This window comes from Enterococcus sp. AZ009 (assembly GCF_050548785.1).
GTDB classification, from domain to species: domain Bacteria; phylum Bacillota; class Bacilli; order Lactobacillales; family Enterococcaceae; genus Enterococcus_D; species Enterococcus_D entomosocium.
Genome location: NZ_CP172960.1, coordinates 3,432,487 through 3,451,545, shown reverse-complemented (window position 1 = coordinate 3,451,545; position 19,059 = coordinate 3,432,487). Strand labels below are relative to the sequence as shown.

Here is a 19,059-nt window from a genome sequence, read left to right as displayed (position 1 = left end):
GGGATTCCTCAAGTCGTCATGCTTTTTGGTTGCTTACCACAAGCCCGGTTGAGCGATGATCACTAACTGTTCTTTGGTAAAAGGATGCTCTAGATGCAATTCGTAGCCATGCAGCAGCAAACGTGGCGCTGGTTTGTTTTGGTAAAGCGGGTCGCCAACGACTGGATGACCGATGCTGGCAAGGTGGACGCGAATTTGGTGGGTCCTACCAGTTTCTAACACACAATACACATTGGTTGTCTTTTGTTGGGCGTGAGCGATGGTTACATGGGTGACGGCTGACTGACCGTTGCGGGAGTCAATGATCCGCTTGCGACGATCGTGACGGTCACGACCGATTTTTTTGGCGATCGTTTGATCTTGCGTAAGTTTCCCCCAAACAGTGGCTTGATAGCGACGGAAAATCTGTTTGTTTTCCAGCATTCGGCCCAAGATCGGCAACACCAAAGGATTTTTTGCAAATAAAACCACACCGCTGGTTTCTTTGTCTAGACGATGGACCACATAAGGCTGCTGCTGTTTCGGCGCAAGGTAAGCAGCTGCATCATTCAACAGAGTATCTGCTTCTAATGGCTGATTTGGGTGCGTCTTGACCCCGGCAGGCTTGTTCAGCACCAATAAGTGTTCATCTTCAAAAAGTACGTCGACTTTGTCCGCTTGGCCTAACTGGATCGGCTGGTAGCTGTAATCACTGTATTCAATGATCAAAGTGATTTGATCACCCCCACGAACTTCTTGATGAAACATCGCGGGCTGCTGATTGACGGCCACATTTTTCCGTGTGCGCAGAAAATGGCGCACTTTTCGTGGAACGAGCCACTCCTGTTCCAACAAATCGCGAAGCGGCATGGGCGGGTGATTTTCGGGTAAAGTCATGGTGTATTCCATAATAACGTCCTTTCTTTGCTATTCGCTACCGACTATTATAGCATCTTTAAGCTTTTCTTATAAAAAAAACAATAAAAAACAGAGTATTCAATGCTAGAATAATAAAGCATTCTTTTCGAATGAAATTACGTCTAGAGCCGTATAACAAAGAAAGTCATTTATGCTACACTTAACCAAAGGAGCGTGAAGTAATGGATTGGAAACACATCCTTCACAAAATAAAGACCGGTTGGCTGACCTTTTGGCGCTGGTTAAAACCGTATTTGCAGCAATTTCATCAATGGCGCAAGCGGGTTTGGAAAAAATACCACGTAAATAAAATTTTTATTTTACTTAGTTTAGTTGCTATCTTAATCATGAGCGGGTATTTATTTTATATCGCCAAAAATACGAAAGTCAGTGAATTAGAGTCAGGTCTGAAAGAATCGACGGTGATTTTTGATGCCAATGGTGATGAAGCAGGGCAGTTGTACTCGCAAAAAGGCACGTACGTTTCTCTTGATGCCATCTCCAGTGATGTGGTCAACGCCTTGATCTCAACCGAAGACCGCAACTTCTATAATCACCACGGGTTTGATATCAAAGGGATCGCTCGGGCAGCCCTACGTATGCTGGTCAACCGCAGTGCCGAAGGCGGTGGGGGAAGTACGATCACCCAGCAGCTTGCTAAAAATGCCTATCTGTCCTTGGATCAAACCTTTAGTCGAAAAGCCAAGGAGCTTTTCTTAGCGATCGAGATCGAGAAGAAATATTCTAAAGATGAGATTTTAGAAATGTATTTGAACAGTTCCTATTTCGGTAACGGGGTTTGGGGCATTCAAGATGCTTCGCTAAAATATTTCGGTGTCAATGCTTCTGAACTAAGCGTGGGAGAAGCTGCGACGTTGGTGGGGATGCTCAAAGGTCCTTCGATCTATAACCCGATCGACAATCTGGAAAACGCCACGAACCGTCGCGACACCGTCTTGAGTTTGATGGTGGATAACGGCAAGTTGGACCAGTCCGTTGCTGACCAAGAATCACAAGTTGTCTTAGCCAATTTACTTTATGATGGATTTGGCAATTCAGAATCTGGCTATAAGTATCCTTATTATTTCGATGCGGTCATCGACGAAGCCGAATCCTATGGGTTGGACGCCGATGATGTCATGAATCGCGGCTACAAGATCTATACAGCCCTGGATCAAAACTACCAAGCACAAATGGAAGCTGCCTATAAAAACGATGCCTTGTTCCCTGAAAATGCCGCTGATGGCACGATGGTGCAATCTGGCTCTGTCGCACTTGATCCGAATACCGGTGGGGTGCAAGCGGTGGTGGGTCGTCGTGGTGAGCACGTCTTTAGAGGATTTAATTTTGCCACGCAAATGAAACGTTCACCAGGTTCCACGATCAAACCGATCAGCGTCTTCGCCCCTGCCCTAGAAGCTGGGTTTGAACCGGACAGTGTCCTGAAAGACGAGCCTCTTGATTTTTATGATGCTCAAAACTTTGACGGGACCTATGCTGGCGAAGCAGTCATGTATCAAGCCCTCGCCCAAAGTTTGAATCTGCCAGCAGTTTGGCTGCTGCATGAGATCGGCTTAGATCGCGGGTATAGCAAAGCACAAGAATTCGGTCTTTCCTTGACCGAATCCGACAAATATTATGGCTTAGCATTAGGTGGTTTGGAAAAAGGGGAATCTCCAATGACGATGGCAGCAGCGTATGGCGTTTTCGCTAATGGCGGGTATTACTACAAACCGCATTTGATCACCAAAATCGTTGATTCAACTGGTGCCGTGATCGTTGACAATACGTCTGTGCAAGGCAAACGCGTGATTTCTAAAGAGACCGCTGATAAAATGACGAGCATGATGCTAGGAACCTTCTCTAACGGGACGGGGGTTAGTGCTAGTCCGTACGGCTTTACGATCGCCGGTAAGACGGGTACGACAGAGACCAACTTTGATGCTTCTAAGGTCAATGACCAATGGATCGTCGGCTATACTCCTGATATGGTTCTGTCAACCTGGCTAGGATTTGAACATGTGAGTGAAGATCATTACTTAACGGGAACTAGCGGACAAGTTGTTGGGAAAATATTTAAAGCAGAGGCCGAAAGCTTACTGCCTTATAGTCAAGGCACCCAATTCCAAGTTGCAGACGCTTATTGGACAGGCGGAAAATTAATGGCAGCCGATGAGGTACCAGATCCTGATAGCAGTACGTCACAAAATAGCAATGATTGGCAACAAACCATCGATGACTTTGCCGAAAGCGCCAAAGAAGGTATGAAGGAATTCGGCAGCAAGATCAAAGAAGGAACGAAAGAATTGTTTGGCGGCTTGTGGAATTCCATTAGTGGAAATTAAAGGAATTAGGCAACTGCTAGTCTAGAACCTGAGAAGAATGGTATACTAGAAAAAAAGAGGAGGCGTCAAAATGGCAAATATTTATGATACAGCAAATCAATTAGAACGTGAATTACGGGAGTCAGAACAATTTCAAGATCTGAAAGGTTCTTTCGACCGTTTGAAAGCAAATGAAGAAGCGTACGCGTTATTCAAAGAGTTTCAAGAGTTGCAACAAAGCCTGCAACAAAAAATGATGGCTGGCGAAGAAATGACGGAAGAAGAAGCGCAAAAAGCCCAAGAATTATCGCAAAAAATTCAACAAGACGGCATCGTTTCTGACTTGATGCAAAAAGAGCAAGCCTTCAGTTTAGTAGCCAATGACTTGAACCGCATCATCATGGGTCCTGTAAGAGATCTATACGAAGCGTAATCGCCAACAAACAAAGACCAAAGAAGCAAGTGAAACTTCAGAGAAACCGGCTGCAACTGCAAGAGTCGTTTCCAAAGAAGTTTCAAAAGCGCTTCTTTGGTTTTTTTTATGAAAAAGGCGAACAAATTTTCGTATTTTGCTGACGAAATGACTGATAAATGTTATGATAGAAGCATTAAGGAGGGAGAAAGAAATGCGATTTTTACATAGTGCAGACCTGCATATCGACCGGTCATTTGAAGGGGTCCATCTGTTATCTGAAAAAGTGAAGACCCAACTCCCTGCTATCAATCAAAAAATCATCCGTAATTTGGTGGATGTTGCTTTAGAAAAAGCGGTCGATTTTGTTTTGCTGGCTGGGGATACATTCCATCAAGCACGGCCGAGTCTAAAAGTGCAGCATGACTTTTTTGCCCAACTGCAACGACTGGGAGAAGCAGAGATCCCAGTCTATATGATTTTCGGCAACCATGATTATTATGATCCGCAACGGTATTGGTTTGCTTTTCCAGAAAACGTCATTCTCTTTTCATCGGAAGAAGTTCAAACGGTACAAGGAACAACGAAAAACGGTGAAACCTATGCAATCAGTGGATTTAGCTACCAACATCCTTGGATCGCTGAAAATAAAGTAACAGAATTTCCCGCAAGAGCAGCGGTGGATTACCATATTGGGCTTTACCACGGGGATCAAGCCGGTGAACGGTATGCCCCCTTTTCAATCAGTGAAATGAAGCAAAAAGGCTATGATTATTGGGGCTTGGGGCACATCCATGTACCTAAGACGCTCTCAGAGCAACCACCGATCCTCTATCCCGGTACGCCTCAAGGAAAGACCAAGAAAGAGCAGGCGACTGGGGTGATTTTGGCAGAATTATCGCCACAAGGACCAACAATCGAGCGCTTGGAGATCGCGGAAATCGCTTGGCAAAAGCAAGTGGTCTCCTTAGCGGATGTGACCGCCTCGAATGCCGTATTGCCAGCGATCATCGAGCGCTTAAAAAGTCCTCGTTCGCGCTTGCTGCATCTGGTGTTGACCGATGTGCAGCAGCTGCCGCCAGATTGGTTTCCAGCTGCGGAAAAAAATGAATGGCTGACCTACCTCAATGAACGGTTGGCACAAACAGAGCCGCTGCAAGTAATCTATGCCCTTGAAGTCGAGCAAGCCAATGAAGACAAGATCGCATTGGCGGTACCACAAGACTATATGCTGCAGTTTTTAGCGATGTATGAGTCACCAGAGATCTTTGCGGACCGACTGTCCGATCTATTGCAGCATCCGCTGATCCAGCGGGGGATCACCCATGAATCATTTCAAGAAGAAGTCTTGCAGCAAGCCAAGCAATTGTTGAAAGACGACTTTCAATGGGAGGAGCAGTCATGAGAATTTTAAAAGCAGAGATTACCGGTTTTGGGAAATACCATGAACAAAGCTTTGCCTTTCATCCGCAAAATCAGCTGCTCTTTGGGCACAACGAGATCGGAAAATCGACGTTGTATCAATTTATTGCCGCCATCTTATTTGGCTTTCCGAAAAAGACAGCCAAGAAAAAAGACTATACCCCCAAAAACGGTGCAGCTTACGGTGGCAAGTTATGGTTGGCGCTGGAACCCTTCGGCGAAGTGATCGTGGAACGCTATCGGCATGTAGACCGCGGTCGTGCCAAAGTCCATGTCGCTGGTCAGACGGTCGATGAGCAATGGCTGGCACAACACCTGCAGCCCCTCAATCGAGCATTGTTCTTCGATGTCTTTACCTTTCAGCAAGAGCAATTGACCCAGATCGATAAGCTAGAAGAAAATGAGCTGCACCAAGCGTTGATTTCTCTGGGAATCAGCGGCAGTCAAAAAATGCTGCAGCAAGTGGCACAATATGAAACCATCAATCAGCAGCAATACAAGCCACGGGGGCAAAAGCTGCCTTTGAATCAGGCGTTAAAACAATTAGAAAAACTGCAAAAAACGATTGCGGAAAAAGAAAGCGAAGAAAGCCGCATCCAACAGCAGTATCAGCAGATCGCCCAGTTGCAAGAACAGATCCAAGACTTGCGACACCAGTTTCAAGCATTGAATGAAGCCTATCAGGAAAATCAGCAGCAGCTGAGTCATTGGGGGCTTTATGAAGAGTGGCAGCAAATGGCACCAGCAGATACGTTAGCCGATCCTCAGCAAGTCCAAGCCATCAAACAGTTTTATCAGCAGTATCAGCAGCTGACGGAAGAAATTCGCAAAAAAGAAGCTGAATTAGATCAGTTGGAGCAAGGAAAAGAATCAGATAAGTATTTCTTTTACCTTGATCACGAGCACCAAATCAATCACTTGCTGCAGCAGCAAGTGACGATGGCGCGTTTGGCAGATCGTGAAGCAGCGGCCAATCATCAAGAAGCCGTCGCCATCACGGAACTGAATCGCTTGGTCGAAAAGCGCCAATGGAGCAGAGAATCGCCGCCGCTAGTAACGGCTTCGATCCATGAACAAACCACACGTTTACTACAAGAACGTGTGCAGTTAGAAGAGCTCGAAAAGCGCATGATGCGTTTAGAAGAAAAAGCGCAGCCTTTGCAAGCCAACGCAGCTCGCTTAGAACAGCAGCATCCTCAATTGATTGGCCGCAAGCCGGTTTCTCGCCCGCTATGGCCGCTAGGGATCGTCGGTGGGCTGCTAGTAGTGATCGGTATCTTTTTGCCGAGTCCGTGGCGCTGGCTTGCTCTAGGTGTAGGGATCGCAGCGATCATTGGCAGTGTTTTGCCGTTGATGAAAGCAGCGCCAAACAAACAGCAAGGCATCAAACAGGAATGGCAGACGGTTCTCATGCAGCTGGATCTGCTGGGAGAAGAGTTGGCGCAGCTGGGAAATGAACAGCAGCAAAAGCAGCAGCAGATCGATCGTGCCCACCAAGCCCTGACACCCTTTTTTGGTAATTTGCCGGTGGAAAGCTGGCAGTCGTATTTATTAGCCTATGATGAAGATGTTGCTAGCTATCAAGCCTACTCACAGCAGCGCAAACAAGCCTATCAAGAACGGCAAGCCGTCGCAGAAGAACTGGCACCCTTTGACGAGCAGTTCCGACCTTATGCTGAGTGGCTGCCGTTGCAAAACAAAACCTTGTTAGAAAAAGCAGCGATCTTGCAGAGGTTTAATGAAGAGATGCAAACAATCAAGCTTTCACGACTGCAACAACCTAGCACGCTGCTGGCCCAACAGTTGACCCGCACCCGCAATGAACGCGACCAGCTGCTTTCCCAGGCCAGTGATCTCTTACAGCAACAAGGCTTAGATCACCCTGCAGAAATCAGCCTCTGGTTGAAGCAATGGGAAGCGGCGCAACGCACGCAGCAGCGAGCAGAAGAATTGGCGGTGATGTTAACACCGATTTATCCTGAACCAGTGACGCAAGCAGAATTGCTGCAGCAAAAAGACCAGATCAAGCAGCAGCAAACACAGCTTCAGGCACAAATACAGCAGTTGACGGAGCAAAAACAGCGTTTGGAATTAGAAGCAGCAGCTAGTCAAAAAAATGGCACCTTGAATCAGCTTTATCAAGAAGAAAGTGAGCTAAAGGCGGTCATTGAAGAACTTGCTGTGGCATGGGGGAGTCGTCAGTTGGCGGCTTCGATTTTAACGGATGTTACGACCGAGTTGTCAGAACAGCAATTGCCGCAGCTATTGTCGGCTGCTTCAACCTATTTTGAACAGCTTTCAAACGGACGTTATCAAAAGATTCTTTTGGAAAATGGCTTGTTGGTAGCGGCAAATGCCAGCGAGACGTTTTCGATCATCGACCTGTCCACAGGCACGAAGGATCAGTTAATCATGGCGTTACGCTTCGGTTATCTAGCGCTGCAAAAAAATCACCCATTGTGTCCAATCATTATTGATGATGGTTGGTTGCATTATGACAGTGTTCGTAAGGAACGCTTTGCCGCACTGTTAAAAGAGTTTGGGCAAAGTTATCAAGTAATTTGTTTGTCTTCTGACCAAGAAATGGTAAGCTATTATCAGAAGTACCAGCAGCCTATCCAGGATCTGAGTAAAGGAAGTGAAAGATTTGGCTGATCGGCCAAATAAGCCCATGAAAAAAATTCGTGAATTAACTGTTGATGAAACGTTTCAACTTTTCTTGCTGATCAAGAATGCCGATGTGCGGATCGCGAAAAACGGCAAAAAATTTATTGCCTTCACCTTTCAAGATACATCCGGCACGATCGACGGAAAGTTCTGGGATGCATCAGATGAAGAAATCGCCCGTTTTGAACCCGGGAAAGTAGTACTGCTAGATGGAAAACGGGAGGTCTACCAAGGCAATCCGCAAGTTAAAATCATGCATTTGCGTTTAGCGAAACCGGAAGAGCCCCATGAACCAAGCCAATACATGGAAAAAGCACCCTTGCGAAAAGAAGAGATGGAAGAAGAAATCAGTCAAACCTTGTTTGAGATCACGAATCCTCACTGGAATCGGATCGTCCGTTTCTTACTGAACAAGTATAAAAAGGAATTCTTTGACTTTCCAGCTGCGAAGCGCAATCACCATGCCTTCGCTAGTGGATTGGCGTATCATACGACCACTATGCTGCGGTTAGGAAAAGCAATCGTCAAAGAGTATCCTGAATTGAATGCTTCACTACTGTATGCGGGTATCATTTTGCATGATTTAGGAAAAGTGATCGAGTTGACAGGTCCGATGACGACAGAGTATACCTTGGCGGGGAATCTAGTAGGGCATTTGGTCTTAGTGGATGAAGAAATCACGCAAGCCTGTATGGCTTTGAAATTTGATGACAAAGAAGAAGATATCGTTGTTTTGCGGCATATGGTTTTAGCCCACCATGGCTTATTAGAATATGGGTCACCTGTTCGCCCCCGCATAATGGAAGCGGAGATCCTCCATCAGATCGATAATTTGGATGCTTCCATGCAAATGATGCTGACGTCGATTCGTTTAACGGAACCAGGTCAATACACAGACCGAATTTTTGGCATGGACAATCGGAGTTTTTATGTACCGAAAGAAGTGTAGCCGTGACCTTGTAGCACGATCAACCAAAGTGAATGACGGAAAGAACAAAAACCACGCTAGGCTTGCTTAGCGTGGTTTTTCAGATGTTGGAAAAAGTAGCTGAATCGGCAATATTAACCTAATTAGCATAAAAAAAGAAGCGCCGCTACGACGGCACTTCTTTTTTCGTTTATTCAGCAGAAGAATCTGTAGCACTTTCACTCGTTGCAGTAGAATCATCGGTTGCATCAGTAGCAGAAGAATCTGCCGCTGAGCTGTCCGTTGCATCGTTAGCAGAAGAGTCAGCAGTTGAATCTTCTGTTTCGGCCGCTGTGATGTAATCAGAAAGCAAGTCTGCTAAGTCAGAGTCTTTCATTTTCACATTAGCTGCTTGCAATTCTTGACCGATCGTTGCTGCCATAAAGGTTGAATCATTCAACAAAGTGTTTTGAGCAATTTCAGTCAATTCATCTTTGTATTTATCCATATCGTTGCCTTTGTCTTGGTTTTTCACCATTTTCACAATATAGTATTCCGTCGTGTAAGTTGACGTGTTGGTTGCAGAGATCACTTCAGAGATTTCACCATCTTTTAAGTCAAAAGCGGCTGTTTTTACTTCACTTGGTACAGCTGATGAAGTAGAATCGAATTTGATCGTTCCGCCATCTTCTTTTGTTGCCGCATCCGTTGATTTTTCTTTAGCGATTTCGCCAAAGTCTGCATCATCTTTTTTCGCTTCTTCTAAGACGTCTTTGGCATCATCTTCACTTGCTACTTTGATGATTTGTGCTTCTACTTCAGGGTGGAAAGAATCCCAAGCAGTTTTCATGTCTTCATCAGTGATATCCATGTTGGCTTTTAAGCCTTCACGTAACGCAAGTTGTTGTTTCAATTCTGCACGGTAAGATTTCACCGTATAACCAGAGGCAGTCAATGTTGATTCAAAGGAATCACTGCCGCCATATTGTTCAGCCACATTATTGAATTGTTCGTCGATCATTTCTTCTGTTACGTCATCACCGTATTTTTCATCAAACACTTTTAAGACGATCATTTGACGCAACGCTTGTTGATTTTCTGAACTTGTTTTTGCTTGGTCATAAAAATCTTGAACAGTGATTTTACCGCCCTTCATTGTTGCGATTTCCTCACTTGAGTTACCACAAGCCGCTAATGCAAAAAGACTCATTGCACTGACTGCTACTAAAATTAATTTTTTCTTCATTCGTTTAAGCACTCCTAATTCTAAAAAGATTCATAATAATCACTGCACCTACTATACCACTTCTAGAAATGGTTGGAAAGAAAACAGCGGATGTTTCAAACAAAATTCATAAAAACTACAAATTTTCGATTTGTTTGTCATCCTCGGCGCTTTGGGCTTGAATCGTCGTGATGTGCTGATTCAATTGTTCCATTTGGGTTTTTATCCGAGCAAGGCGCGGTTGTGCTTGGAATTTGAAGGCTTCCAAATCTTTCGTGAAAGATTCGGTCACAACTGGGATCGTTTCGTCGATCGTTTTGCGGGTTACCATCACAGCATCTTTGAGCTGTTTGACACTGTCATTGAATTCTAAGGTCGCTTCTGTCGTGTCATCTAAATAGCGAATCAATTCTTCACGGGTTTCATTGCCGCTTTTTGGTGCAAAAAGCAAACCGCCTAAGCCGCCGGCGATGGAACCGAACAAAAGTCCTTTAAGAAAATTACCGATCATTTAGTTCACCTGCTTTCCAATTTTTTCGGCGATTGCCGCCAGCTCTTCCCCCGTGTAATTCTCTGCATGATTGCCAAAATGGATCTTGAAATCATCGTCTTTGCTGTAGCGAGGAATCAAATGGACATGGGAATGGAAGACGGATTGGTACGCCAATTCTTTATTGTTGTTGATGATATTTAAGCCTTCGATCTCAGGGAATGCTTTTTCGATCGCCCGAGCAATCTTAGGGATACGGGCAAAAACCGCTGCTGCCAACGTTTCATCGTACTCGAAAATATCCGTCACATGCGTTTTGGGAATGACCAATGTATGACCAGGGGTGACTTGGGAAATATCTAAAAAGGCATAGACTTGCTCATCCTCGTAGACTTTGTAGCTAGGAATCTCACGATTATTGATTTTACAAAAAATACAATTTTCCATTGTAAAAAACCTCCTTGATCTATTACCTCTACTTTACCATATTTTGCTTTTTTTCGTCTGGTTTCCTCTTTGAAAAAGTCGGAACAAGGCAACTGTTCCTTCAACAAAGGCGCTTTTTTAAAGAAATGCGAAAAGCAAGCGAGAAACGCTTGCATTTAGATTCCAACAACCCTAGACTTAATATCAGAAATCATTTGGAAAGAAGGAACCTATGAAACCGATCATTAAAGAAACCTTACAGAAAAAAACAACGACTTCAGCGAAGCTTCGCTACTTAGCCTATGCCTATAAAGAGTGGTTGATCGCGATCACGCTGTTTGTGGTGTTTGCTGGTTCAATCACTTATTCTCTGACACGTCCGCAAGAAGAAGTAGTCAATGCCGCCATTGTCACTGAAACAGCAATGGACCCTGCGGTGCAAAGTGAATTGGAAGCAGCCGTTGAAGCATGGGCAATAGATCAAGGGTATCAAAAAGAAGAGCTGCGGATCAGCCTGGTTTCTTATGCCGAACCAGCCGCTGTCCAAGCCTTTACCACCCGTCTTGCCGCTGGTGCCATCCAAATGGTCGTCTTTCCAGCCAGCGAAGCACAAACGTGGCAAGAGCGCTTTGGCAGCCAAGAACTAGCGCAAGAAATCATTACAGTGGGAGAAAATGAATTTATCCTGCAAGTCACGAATAAAGAAAAATAAACAACTGTTTTGCCAGCTGACTGAATTGAACAAAAAGAGCCTACGTTGACAAAGAGCCATAATCAGGCGAATCGGAGGGAAAAAATGACTTTACAAGTAGCAAACGTGACAGGCGGCTACAATCAGCTGCCAGTCTTAAAAAATATTGATTTTACGATCGGCGATGGGGAGCTCGTTGGCTTGATCGGCTTGAACGGGGCAGGGAAGAGTACGACGATCAAAGAAATCATCGGTTTACTGCAACCTCATAGCGGCACCATCACGATCGATGGCTTGACCCTTAAAGAAAACCCAGAGCAATACCGCAAACAAATCGGGTATATCCCCGAAACCCCTTCTTTATATGAAGAATTGACCTTAAGAGAGCACATTGAAGTGACGGCGATGGCCTACGATCTTCCACAAGAAGAAGCCATGAAGCGAGCAGAACGCCTGCTAAAAACCTTTCGCTTAGAAAACAAACTCGATTGGTTCCCGGCAAACTTTTCAAAAGGGATGAAACAAAAAGTTATGGTACTGTGTGCCTTTTTGATTGAGCCGAGTGTCTACATCATTGATGAACCCTTTCTAGGATTAGATCCTTTAGCGATCAATGCGTTATTGGAACTGATGAATGAGATGAAACAAACCGGGGCATCTATTTTGATGTCCACCCACATTTTAGCAACCGCAGAGAAGTATTGTGACAAATTCATCCTCTTGCATAACGGTGAGATCCGCGCACAAGGGACATTGGCGGAACTAAGAAGCCAATTTCAAGCACCAGAAGCCTCCCTTGATGATCTGTACCTCGCACTGACAAAGGAGAGTCAAGCATGAAGCAGTTTTTCTCGCAACGCTTACAGCGGCATCAAAAACAGATGACACGCTATTTGCGCTATGTCTTCAATGATCATTTTGCTTTGATCAGCACCTTCTTAGTCGGAGGTCTGGGGCTCTATTATTCTGAATTGCTAAAAACATTGCCGCGGCCGTTTCCATTAGGCGGCATCATCGTGGTCGCTGTTTGGCTCTTTGTTTTACCGCTGGGACGCTTAGCGACACTGACGAAACCGGCAGATTTGATTTTTCTGTTAGCCAAAGAAGGACAAATGACAAGTTATCTCAGCCAAGCGTTACGTTATTCCCTCTGGCTGCCCTTTGGGGTTTTATTTTTAACCGTAGGGGCAACGATGCCTTTGGTCGTGGTCACAGCAAACAGCACCTTTGCCTCATTCCCATACTTTTTAGGGATGATGTGGCTCTTAAAACTGGGGGATCTTTCACTACAACGGATTCGTTTGTATCAAGAAACTCAGCAGCAAGTCAAACAGCAGCGAGGCATCTGGTTCGCAAGTGCGTTAGCTGCCACACTTGCCAGTATTTATGTAGCACCTTGGCTAGGGTTGGGGATCAGCATCTTCCAAGCAATCTGGTTCCTCTTTGGACTGAAAGCCAATAGCCAGCTTTTGGATTGGGACTATATGATCCAAGCCGAACAGTCGCGCTTAATGCGTATCTATCGGTTTATCAACTTATTTACAGATGTTCCCCAAATCACGACGGAAGCCAAACGGCGCAAATACCTCGACTGGCTGCTGGCAAAGATCAAACCAGTGCACAGCAATACGTACCTCTATCTTTACTTGCGCCGAGTGATCCGTGGGGGGCAATATGGCGGGCTTTATGTCCGTTTGACTTTGATTGGTGGGTTCGTCTTATTCTTTGTCGATGAGCTTTGGATCAGTCTGCTGATCGGCTGCTTGTTTCTTTATCTGATCGGTTTCCAACTGATTCCTTTGATCAATGAGTTTCAATACATGGTTTTGACACATCTGTATCCCGTGCCAGAAAAACAAAAAGCCGCAGCGATCAAAAAAATTCTTGGGGCACTCTTACTGGTGACCGCAGTTCTTTTCGGCGTGATCTGTTGCTTGCGCTTGCCTTTTGTTTGGCAAGGCGGTATCGCGTTTCTTGGCTTCTTAGGGTTTGCGGGTCTTTTTTTAGGCATCTACTTGCCAGGGCGATTAAAGAAAATGCACGCCTGATCCACAAGTGGCCTCTCTTACAAAAAGCGAACGCATATGCGCTTGACGGCGACCCATTAGGAAGCTAGAATAAGAGGTACTGCGAAATAAGGAGAGAAGCTAGGATGGATATTCGCTTGGATCAAGATTGGCGTATGCGGCCAATCAAAGGCGACACCGGGAAAGCCTATATCGGGCTCAAGGACAACGACAAAGTCTTTATCAAACGAAATACGACCCCGATGCTTGCGGCACTCTCTAAAGAGGGCATTGCACCCAAACTCGTCTGGACGAAACGGACGGGAAATGGGGATACGCTCTCCGCACAAGAATGGCTGGATGGACGGGTCTTAGATCCCGATGAAATCGGCCAAAGAAATGATGTCATTGATGTGTTGTATCACTTGCATCATTCAAAAACGTTGGCACAGATGCTAAGCAAAATCGGCGGACAAGTCAGATCGCCTGAACAGATGCTGATGGATTATCAGGATCAGCTGCCTTCTGCGGTCGCCCAAAACCGTTTTATTCATTTGGTCACCGAGTATTTAAAAACCAATATTCCAGCTTTTGACGAGCAGAAAGCCGCGGTCGTCCATGGCGATGTCAATTATCGAAATTGGCTAGTTTGTCAAAACTATTTGTATTTAGTCGATTGGGATTCCGTGATGTTTGCAGATCCGGCAATCGATATCGGCACTATTTTAGGTCACTATGTGCCATTATCTGGCTGGTCTCATTGGCTCGTGCGCTATGGTATCCACAGCAGCAGCGAAGTGATCGAAAAGATTTATTGGTACGCATTGTTGAGTATGCTGCAAGAGGTCAAAAAATATTATCTGCGAGGCGATTACAAAGCCATGAATGCAGAGATTTTACAATTAAAACGAATTTATAGCGAATGAAGAGAAGATGGAGCGAGGCAATTTGGTTCCATCTTGTTTTTTCGGAAAGGAAGAAACATGAGAGTAAGAAAACGTGCAGGTGCAAAAGAGCTGATTGACGCTCATCCAGAATACGTTGTGGCAGAGCCTACTGAATGGAAAGGGCGTTGGCATGAACGCTTTGGCAATGATCACCCGCTGCATATCGAAATTGGAATGGGAAAAGGCCAATTTATTACGGAAATGGCGAAAGCTCATCCCGAGATCAATTATATTGGTGTGGAAATGCAGATTAGTGTCGTTTCGATCGCATTAGATAAAATGATCGAGCAGGAGATCCCGAACTTGCAACTGCTGCATGTCGATGGTTCCGCATTGACCAACTATTTTGCAGACAATGAAGTAGACCAGATCTATTTGAATTTTTCTGATCCATGGCCTAAGAAGAAGCATGAGAAGCGCCGTTTGACTTCCAAAGCCTTTTTAGCAGTCGACGAGCAGATTTTACGTCCCAACGGCGAGATCCATTTCAAAACGGATAACCAAGGATTGTTTGAGTATTCCTTAGCGAGCTTTTCTCAATACGGCATGATTATCAAACAAGTTTGGTTGGACTTGCATAACAGTTCCTTTGAGAACAATATCATGACGGAATATGAAGAAAAATTCTCAAGCCGCGGGCAGCGGATCTATCGGGTGGAAGCCCAATTTGTGGCAAAAGAACCACAGAAATAAACGAATGATGAAAGATGAAGCAAATTTGCTTCATCTTTTTTTTCTATTCTCAAAGCGTTTGCGTATTTCTTTTTAGGAGGGATAAGTCGTGGATATTCGAGCATTCTCAGACGAGTTGATTCTTTATGGAAGACAAGAACGCATGCAGGATCTGACCATTTTGCCTAGCGGTACACAGATGGAGGTGATTTTCAGTAAAAGCTATCTCAGAAAGACCTATCAAGTACTGACCAACGAAGAAGCTCAGCAGCTGATCACCCGCTTCAAATTTTTAGGAGGAATGGAGGTGGGAGAACGGCGCAAAGCTCAGTTAGGCGCAGTCAGCTATCTGTTAGGCGATCAGCTACAGCGGTTGCGCGTCTCAACGGTGGGTGATTATCAAGGGCGTGAAAGTCTCGTGATGCGGTTTCTTTATCCTTTGAACAAGGAGCATCTGCGCTATTTTTTTGCAGAAGACGTCCAGCAGATCCAACAGACAACCAAACAAAGAGGCCTATATTTATTTTCTGGTCCCACTGGCTCAGGAAAATCGACCCTCATGTATCAATTAGCACGGGCAACCAAGGGACAAGTCATTACCATCGAAGATCCTGTGGAGATTGAAGAGCCGCATTTTTTGCAGCTGCAGACCAATTTGAAAATCGGACAAGACTATGATGAATTGATTCGCTTGTCTTTACGGCATCGTCCGGACCTGCTTTTGATTGGCGAGATCCGTAACAAAGAGACGGCGCAAGCCGCTGTACGAGCCGCTCTGACAGGTCACCGAGTATTTGCCACGATCCATGCACGAGGCGTAGCAGAAACCAAGACACGGCTGCTGGAATTGCTAGGGGCAGACGATCTTCTGGCGCACGCGTTGCAAGGGATCGTTTATCAGCGATTGTTGCCGAATGAAGTCAACGAACCCCATGGATTGCTGGCGTATCACTTTTATGAGGGGCAAGTGGAAAAACAGTGGCAGCACGTATTAAAACGAGTGAAAGAAAGTGGGTGGATCACCGATGAAGTTTATGAAAAAGAAGCCCCAGCTACCACGCCGTGCAACTGAAGCCCTCTTGGTCACCTTCACGGTGTTATTGGAGAGTGGCTTTTCCCTACAAGAAAGCCTCCAAGTGTTGCTGCGCAGTCGCCAGTTTTCTGAACCTGTGATCGAACAGCTGATTGCCCATCTTGCCCAAGGGCAAAGCTTGGCAGCAGCAGTAGCGCCGTTGTCTTTATCGGCTACCGAAAAAAATCAGCTTTATTTAGCAGAAAGTCATGGGAATCTCACGACGACCTTGCGGCGGATGGTCGACTACCACAAATTGGTCAACAAGCAAAAACAGCTGCTGTACAAAGTAGCGGCCTATCCGCTTTTGCTACTGGTCTTTTTAGTGGCGGCTCTCTTTGGCATGCATCGCTTTTTAATGCCTCAATTGTTAGCCTCTGGCATGATCGACGAAGGTCATTGGGGCATTCGCGCCATCACTTGGGCACCAGCAGTACTTATCCTCTTCTTGTTGGTAAGTGTGCTGCTTTTTGTGATCAGCCGCTGGGTATTTGCCCGCCGCACTGCCTTGCAAAAAGCTGTATTCTTCAGCCACCTGCCATTGTTCGGAGCATTGTACACGAGTTATCACACGAGTTTTTTCGCATTGGAATGGGGCAAGTTGTTTCAGCAAGGGTTAGATATCCAACAGATCATTGAGTGTATGGAGCACACCAATAAAGCTACCTTGATCCAAGAATTAGCGCGAGAGTTGCGAGTGACCTTGACACTTGGCGGAGAACTCCCAGAAAAACTTCGTCATTTCTCGTTTCTCACACCAGAATTTTCTTTGATCGTCTTTCAAGGAGAAGTACGGGGAAAGTTAGGAGAAGAGCTTTTTTTATACAGTCAATTATTGATGGATCGCTTGTTTCAACGAATCGAAAAAGCTATTCACTGGGTTCAGCCTCTGATTTTTTTGTTGGTTGCTTTAATGATCGTTGGGATCTATGCCGCTATGTTTTTACCAATCTATGGAAATATCCAAGGAGTGATCGAATGATAGAAAAGAAAGTCGCATCTTCTCGCAAGCAGGGGATTTGGCGTGTCAAAAAAGGCTTTACATTGGTTGAAATGTTGGTTGTTTTATTAGTGATCAGTATTTTGGTTTTGTTGTTTGTCCCAAATCTTGCCAAGCAAAGAGGAATCATTGATGAGAAAGGAAATGCGGCCATCGTGAAAGTGGTGGAAACCCAGATCGAACTCTTTCGTCTGAATGAAAATCGGGAGCCCTCCAGAGAAGAATTGATCGCTGAAGGGTATGTATCTGAGGAGCAATATGCGATTTATGAGCAAGGGGACTAAGGGCTGTCGACGTTGCTCTTTTGCTGGTTTTACTTTAATAGAAAGCCTTTTGGTCCTCATGGTCAGTAGTATGTTTCTCTTTTTTCCCGTCGTGGCCATCGAGTACTATCAACGATCTGCTGAAGTCTTAGGCTTTTGTGCACGCTTAGAAAAAGGCCTCTATACCATACAGCAATCGGCCATCATCGATAACACACAAACCCGAGCCGTTTATCAAGCAGCGCCAACGCCAACTGTTTCATTTTATGGCGCTGCAACTGAGCCGGTCACCAAGATCGAAGTCCCTCCTCAACTAGCGATGCAGGCGTTTCCCGATATTCTTTTTAGTAGTCAGTCCGGCAACAATAGCAGTCTGCGAAGGATCGTTTTCTATTGGCAGGAGAAAAAGCAAACCATCAGCTATAAGTTTTTATTTGGGAGCGGACGCTATGAAAAAATCGTTGAATAGCGGGTTCATCTTAGCAGAAAGCCTGATTGGCTTTGGGGTGTTGGCAACCTGTGTGTTATTGTTTTTAGCGATGCAGACCGCTTCACTGACGCAAAGTGCGGCATTGCAGGAAAAAGCCCAAATGCTGCGGGTGCTGTATGAAGAAGTCCAGAACCACTCCTTTGATGCGTCAACCATTACCTACACGACGCAGCGTCAGACGGTCTATCAAGTTCGCTTTTGGCAAGCAGCGCAGCATCAACAGGCACGCATCCAAAGTGGCGAACAGCTCTGGGAGATTGTGTATGAAGAGTAAAGGCTTTACTTTGTTGGAGTGTCTGTTGTCTTTATGGGTATTGGCGATCTGCTTATTGATGATCAGCGGGATCGTCAAGCACCTCGCACCGGTCAATCAGCAGATCATGGCTCGCAAAGATCAAGAATGGCATGTTTTTTTGTTTCAGTTGGAACGGGAATTAAGTACCTGTGTCTATCTATCAGTCAGCGAGAACACGCTATATTTGCGAAGCAGTCAAAACAATTCGGTAACGATCGATCGCATCAACCGCGTGTTGCGGAAACGGGACAACAATGGCTATCAACCGTTGTTGACAGAAGTGGCAGATGTGTCTTTTGAGAAAATTGGCGCAGCGATCCGCTTTACCGTTTCCTTTGAGAATGGAGACCAGAAAATTGGACAATGGAAAATACACTCACAAGAGGCGGCATAAAGGCGGTATTTTACTCACAGCATTGTTGTTTGTGCAGCTGTTGAGCTTGATGTTATTGCTGGTGTTAGAAAACAGCCGCACAACAGCCCTTTTTTATACAAAAACCATTGAAACCTATGAAGCCCGTATTATGAGTGAACTTTTCCATGCGGAATTCTTGCAAAACGAGTTGGAAGATCGAGGGACACGGTTTTATAATGTAGGAAAGTTGACTTATGAACGGCAAGGACAGAGCTTACAGATCGAATGCTATGTCAAAAGTCGGCGATTTACTTTTACCTTTTTGTTGCCTGAAGAGCAGCCTGAAATAGACACAGATGACCAAGAAGAATAGTACAGGAAAAGGATGGTTGTTTCGACCATCCTTTTTCATACAGAAATAGAAAAAGAATGTTTACAGCTTCACAAATTATTCTAAACGAAAGCGATTGATTATTTTGGATGAATCGGCTAAAATTA

At 45.1% G+C, this 19,059-nt stretch carries 21 protein-coding genes; 17 read left to right on the top strand and 4 right to left on the bottom strand.

The annotated features are described in order from the left end of the window. Positions 1-33: 33 nt before the first annotated feature. Positions 34-888, bottom strand: coding sequence for an RluA family pseudouridine synthase (locus IGJ74_RS16280; RefSeq protein WP_218193036.1), 855 nt, complete (start codon positions 886-888; stop codon positions 34-36). 191 nt (positions 889-1,079) lie between these two features. On the opposite strand from IGJ74_RS16280, the gene IGJ74_RS16275 reads away from it, so the two are divergent. The 5 genes from IGJ74_RS16275 to IGJ74_RS16255 all read left to right on the top strand — a co-directional run bounded on the left by IGJ74_RS16275 (position 1,080) and on the right by IGJ74_RS16255 (position 8,671). After that, positions 1,080-3,242 carry a PBP1A family penicillin-binding protein gene (locus tag IGJ74_RS16275; protein WP_061053370.1) on the top strand — a complete coding sequence of 721 codons (2,163 nt, stop codon included), beginning with the start codon at positions 1,080-1,082 and terminating at the stop codon, positions 3,240-3,242. 70 nt (positions 3,243-3,312) lie between these two features. Beyond that, positions 3,313-3,654: a YlbF family regulator gene (locus IGJ74_RS16270; RefSeq protein ID WP_005227708.1), complete on the top strand. Its 342-nt coding sequence runs from the start codon at positions 3,313-3,315 to the stop codon at positions 3,652-3,654. Between the two features lie 193 nt (positions 3,655-3,847). Further along, positions 3,848-5,038: a metallophosphoesterase family protein gene (locus IGJ74_RS16265; RefSeq protein WP_223347129.1), complete on the top strand. Its 1,191-nt coding sequence runs from the start codon at positions 3,848-3,850 to the stop codon at positions 5,036-5,038. Continuing rightward, positions 5,035-7,710 (top strand): AAA family ATPase, encoded by a 2,676-nt coding sequence (locus IGJ74_RS16260; protein WP_218193035.1) that lies wholly within the window; start codon positions 5,035-5,037, stop codon positions 7,708-7,710. The genes IGJ74_RS16265 and IGJ74_RS16260 overlap by 4 nt, the downstream gene beginning before the upstream one ends. A gap of 16 nt (positions 7,711-7,726) precedes the next feature. Continuing rightward, complete coding sequence (locus IGJ74_RS16255; protein ID WP_034872173.1) at positions 7,727-8,671, top strand: 3'-5' exoribonuclease YhaM family protein; 945 nt, start codon at positions 7,727-7,729, stop codon at positions 8,669-8,671. A gap of 169 nt (positions 8,672-8,840) precedes the next feature. Here the strand turns inward: IGJ74_RS16255 and IGJ74_RS16250 are convergent, their stop codons facing one another. From IGJ74_RS16250 to IGJ74_RS16240, 3 genes are all read right to left on the bottom strand, one after another. Continuing rightward, positions 8,841-9,875 (bottom strand): peptidylprolyl isomerase, encoded by a 1,035-nt coding sequence (locus tag IGJ74_RS16250; protein ID WP_218193034.1) that lies wholly within the window; start codon positions 9,873-9,875, stop codon positions 8,841-8,843. Between the two features lie 115 nt (positions 9,876-9,990). Further along, positions 9,991-10,365 carry a YtxH domain-containing protein gene (locus IGJ74_RS16245; protein WP_005227717.1) on the bottom strand — a complete coding sequence of 125 codons (375 nt, stop codon included), beginning with the start codon at positions 10,363-10,365 and terminating at the stop codon, positions 9,991-9,993. Continuing rightward, positions 10,366-10,791, bottom strand: a complete 426-nt coding sequence (locus IGJ74_RS16240) for an HIT family protein (RefSeq protein WP_005233401.1) — start codon at positions 10,789-10,791, stop codon at positions 10,366-10,368. Between the two features lie 211 nt (positions 10,792-11,002). Here IGJ74_RS16240 and IGJ74_RS16235 point away from each other — a divergent pair, with 211 nt between their 5' ends. From IGJ74_RS16235 to comGG, 12 genes are all read left to right on the top strand, one after another. After that, complete coding sequence (locus IGJ74_RS16235) at positions 11,003-11,482, top strand: hypothetical protein (RefSeq protein WP_005233404.1); 480 nt, start codon at positions 11,003-11,005, stop codon at positions 11,480-11,482. Positions 11,483-11,566: 84 nt separating this feature from the next. After that, complete coding sequence (locus tag IGJ74_RS16230) at positions 11,567-12,301, top strand: ABC transporter ATP-binding protein (RefSeq protein WP_005233406.1); 735 nt, start codon at positions 11,567-11,569, stop codon at positions 12,299-12,301. Further along, on the top strand, positions 12,298-13,509 hold the full coding sequence (locus tag IGJ74_RS16225; protein WP_087664548.1) for an ABC transporter permease: 1,212 nt from the start codon (positions 12,298-12,300) through the stop codon (positions 13,507-13,509). The genes IGJ74_RS16230 and IGJ74_RS16225 overlap by 4 nt, the downstream gene beginning before the upstream one ends. 104 nt (positions 13,510-13,613) lie before the next feature. Then, complete coding sequence (locus tag IGJ74_RS16220) at positions 13,614-14,393, top strand: phosphotransferase family protein (RefSeq protein ID WP_005233409.1); 780 nt, start codon at positions 13,614-13,616, stop codon at positions 14,391-14,393. Positions 14,394-14,450: 57 nt separating this feature from the next. Further along, complete coding sequence (trmB, locus tag IGJ74_RS16215; protein ID WP_005233410.1) at positions 14,451-15,107, top strand: tRNA (guanosine(46)-N7)-methyltransferase TrmB; 657 nt, start codon at positions 14,451-14,453, stop codon at positions 15,105-15,107. 88 nt (positions 15,108-15,195) lie between these two features. Next, positions 15,196-16,158, top strand: a complete 963-nt coding sequence (gene comGA / locus IGJ74_RS16210; RefSeq protein WP_061053364.1) for a competence type IV pilus ATPase ComGA — start codon at positions 15,196-15,198, stop codon at positions 16,156-16,158. Next, positions 16,112-17,140, top strand: coding sequence for a competence type IV pilus assembly protein ComGB (comGB, locus tag IGJ74_RS16205; RefSeq protein WP_016612983.1), 1,029 nt, complete (start codon positions 16,112-16,114; stop codon positions 17,138-17,140). The genes comGA and comGB overlap by 47 nt, the downstream gene beginning before the upstream one ends. Then, on the top strand, positions 17,137-17,442 hold the full coding sequence (gene comGC / locus IGJ74_RS16200) for a competence type IV pilus major pilin ComGC (RefSeq protein WP_005233413.1): 306 nt from the start codon (positions 17,137-17,139) through the stop codon (positions 17,440-17,442). The genes comGB and comGC overlap by 4 nt, the downstream gene beginning before the upstream one ends. Continuing rightward, on the top strand, positions 17,426-17,890 hold the full coding sequence (gene comGD, locus IGJ74_RS16195) for a competence type IV pilus minor pilin ComGD (RefSeq protein WP_005233414.1): 465 nt from the start codon (positions 17,426-17,428) through the stop codon (positions 17,888-17,890). The genes comGC and comGD overlap by 17 nt, the downstream gene beginning before the upstream one ends. Further along, positions 17,871-18,185 (top strand): hypothetical protein, encoded by a 315-nt coding sequence (locus IGJ74_RS16190; RefSeq protein WP_005233415.1) that lies wholly within the window; start codon positions 17,871-17,873, stop codon positions 18,183-18,185. Before comGD ends, IGJ74_RS16190 begins: the two co-directional genes overlap by 20 nt. After that, positions 18,175-18,600 carry a competence type IV pilus minor pilin ComGF gene (comGF, locus tag IGJ74_RS16185; RefSeq protein WP_005233416.1) on the top strand — a complete coding sequence of 142 codons (426 nt, stop codon included), beginning with the start codon at positions 18,175-18,177 and terminating at the stop codon, positions 18,598-18,600. Before IGJ74_RS16190 ends, comGF begins: the two co-directional genes overlap by 11 nt. Then, the gene (comGG, locus tag IGJ74_RS16180) at positions 18,563-18,934 is read left to right on the top strand and encodes a competence type IV pilus minor pilin ComGG (protein WP_008382038.1); all 372 of its coding nucleotides are present in this window, start codon (positions 18,563-18,565) and stop codon (positions 18,932-18,934) included. The genes comGF and comGG overlap by 38 nt, the downstream gene beginning before the upstream one ends. The last annotated feature ends 125 nt before the right edge of the window (positions 18,935-19,059 follow it).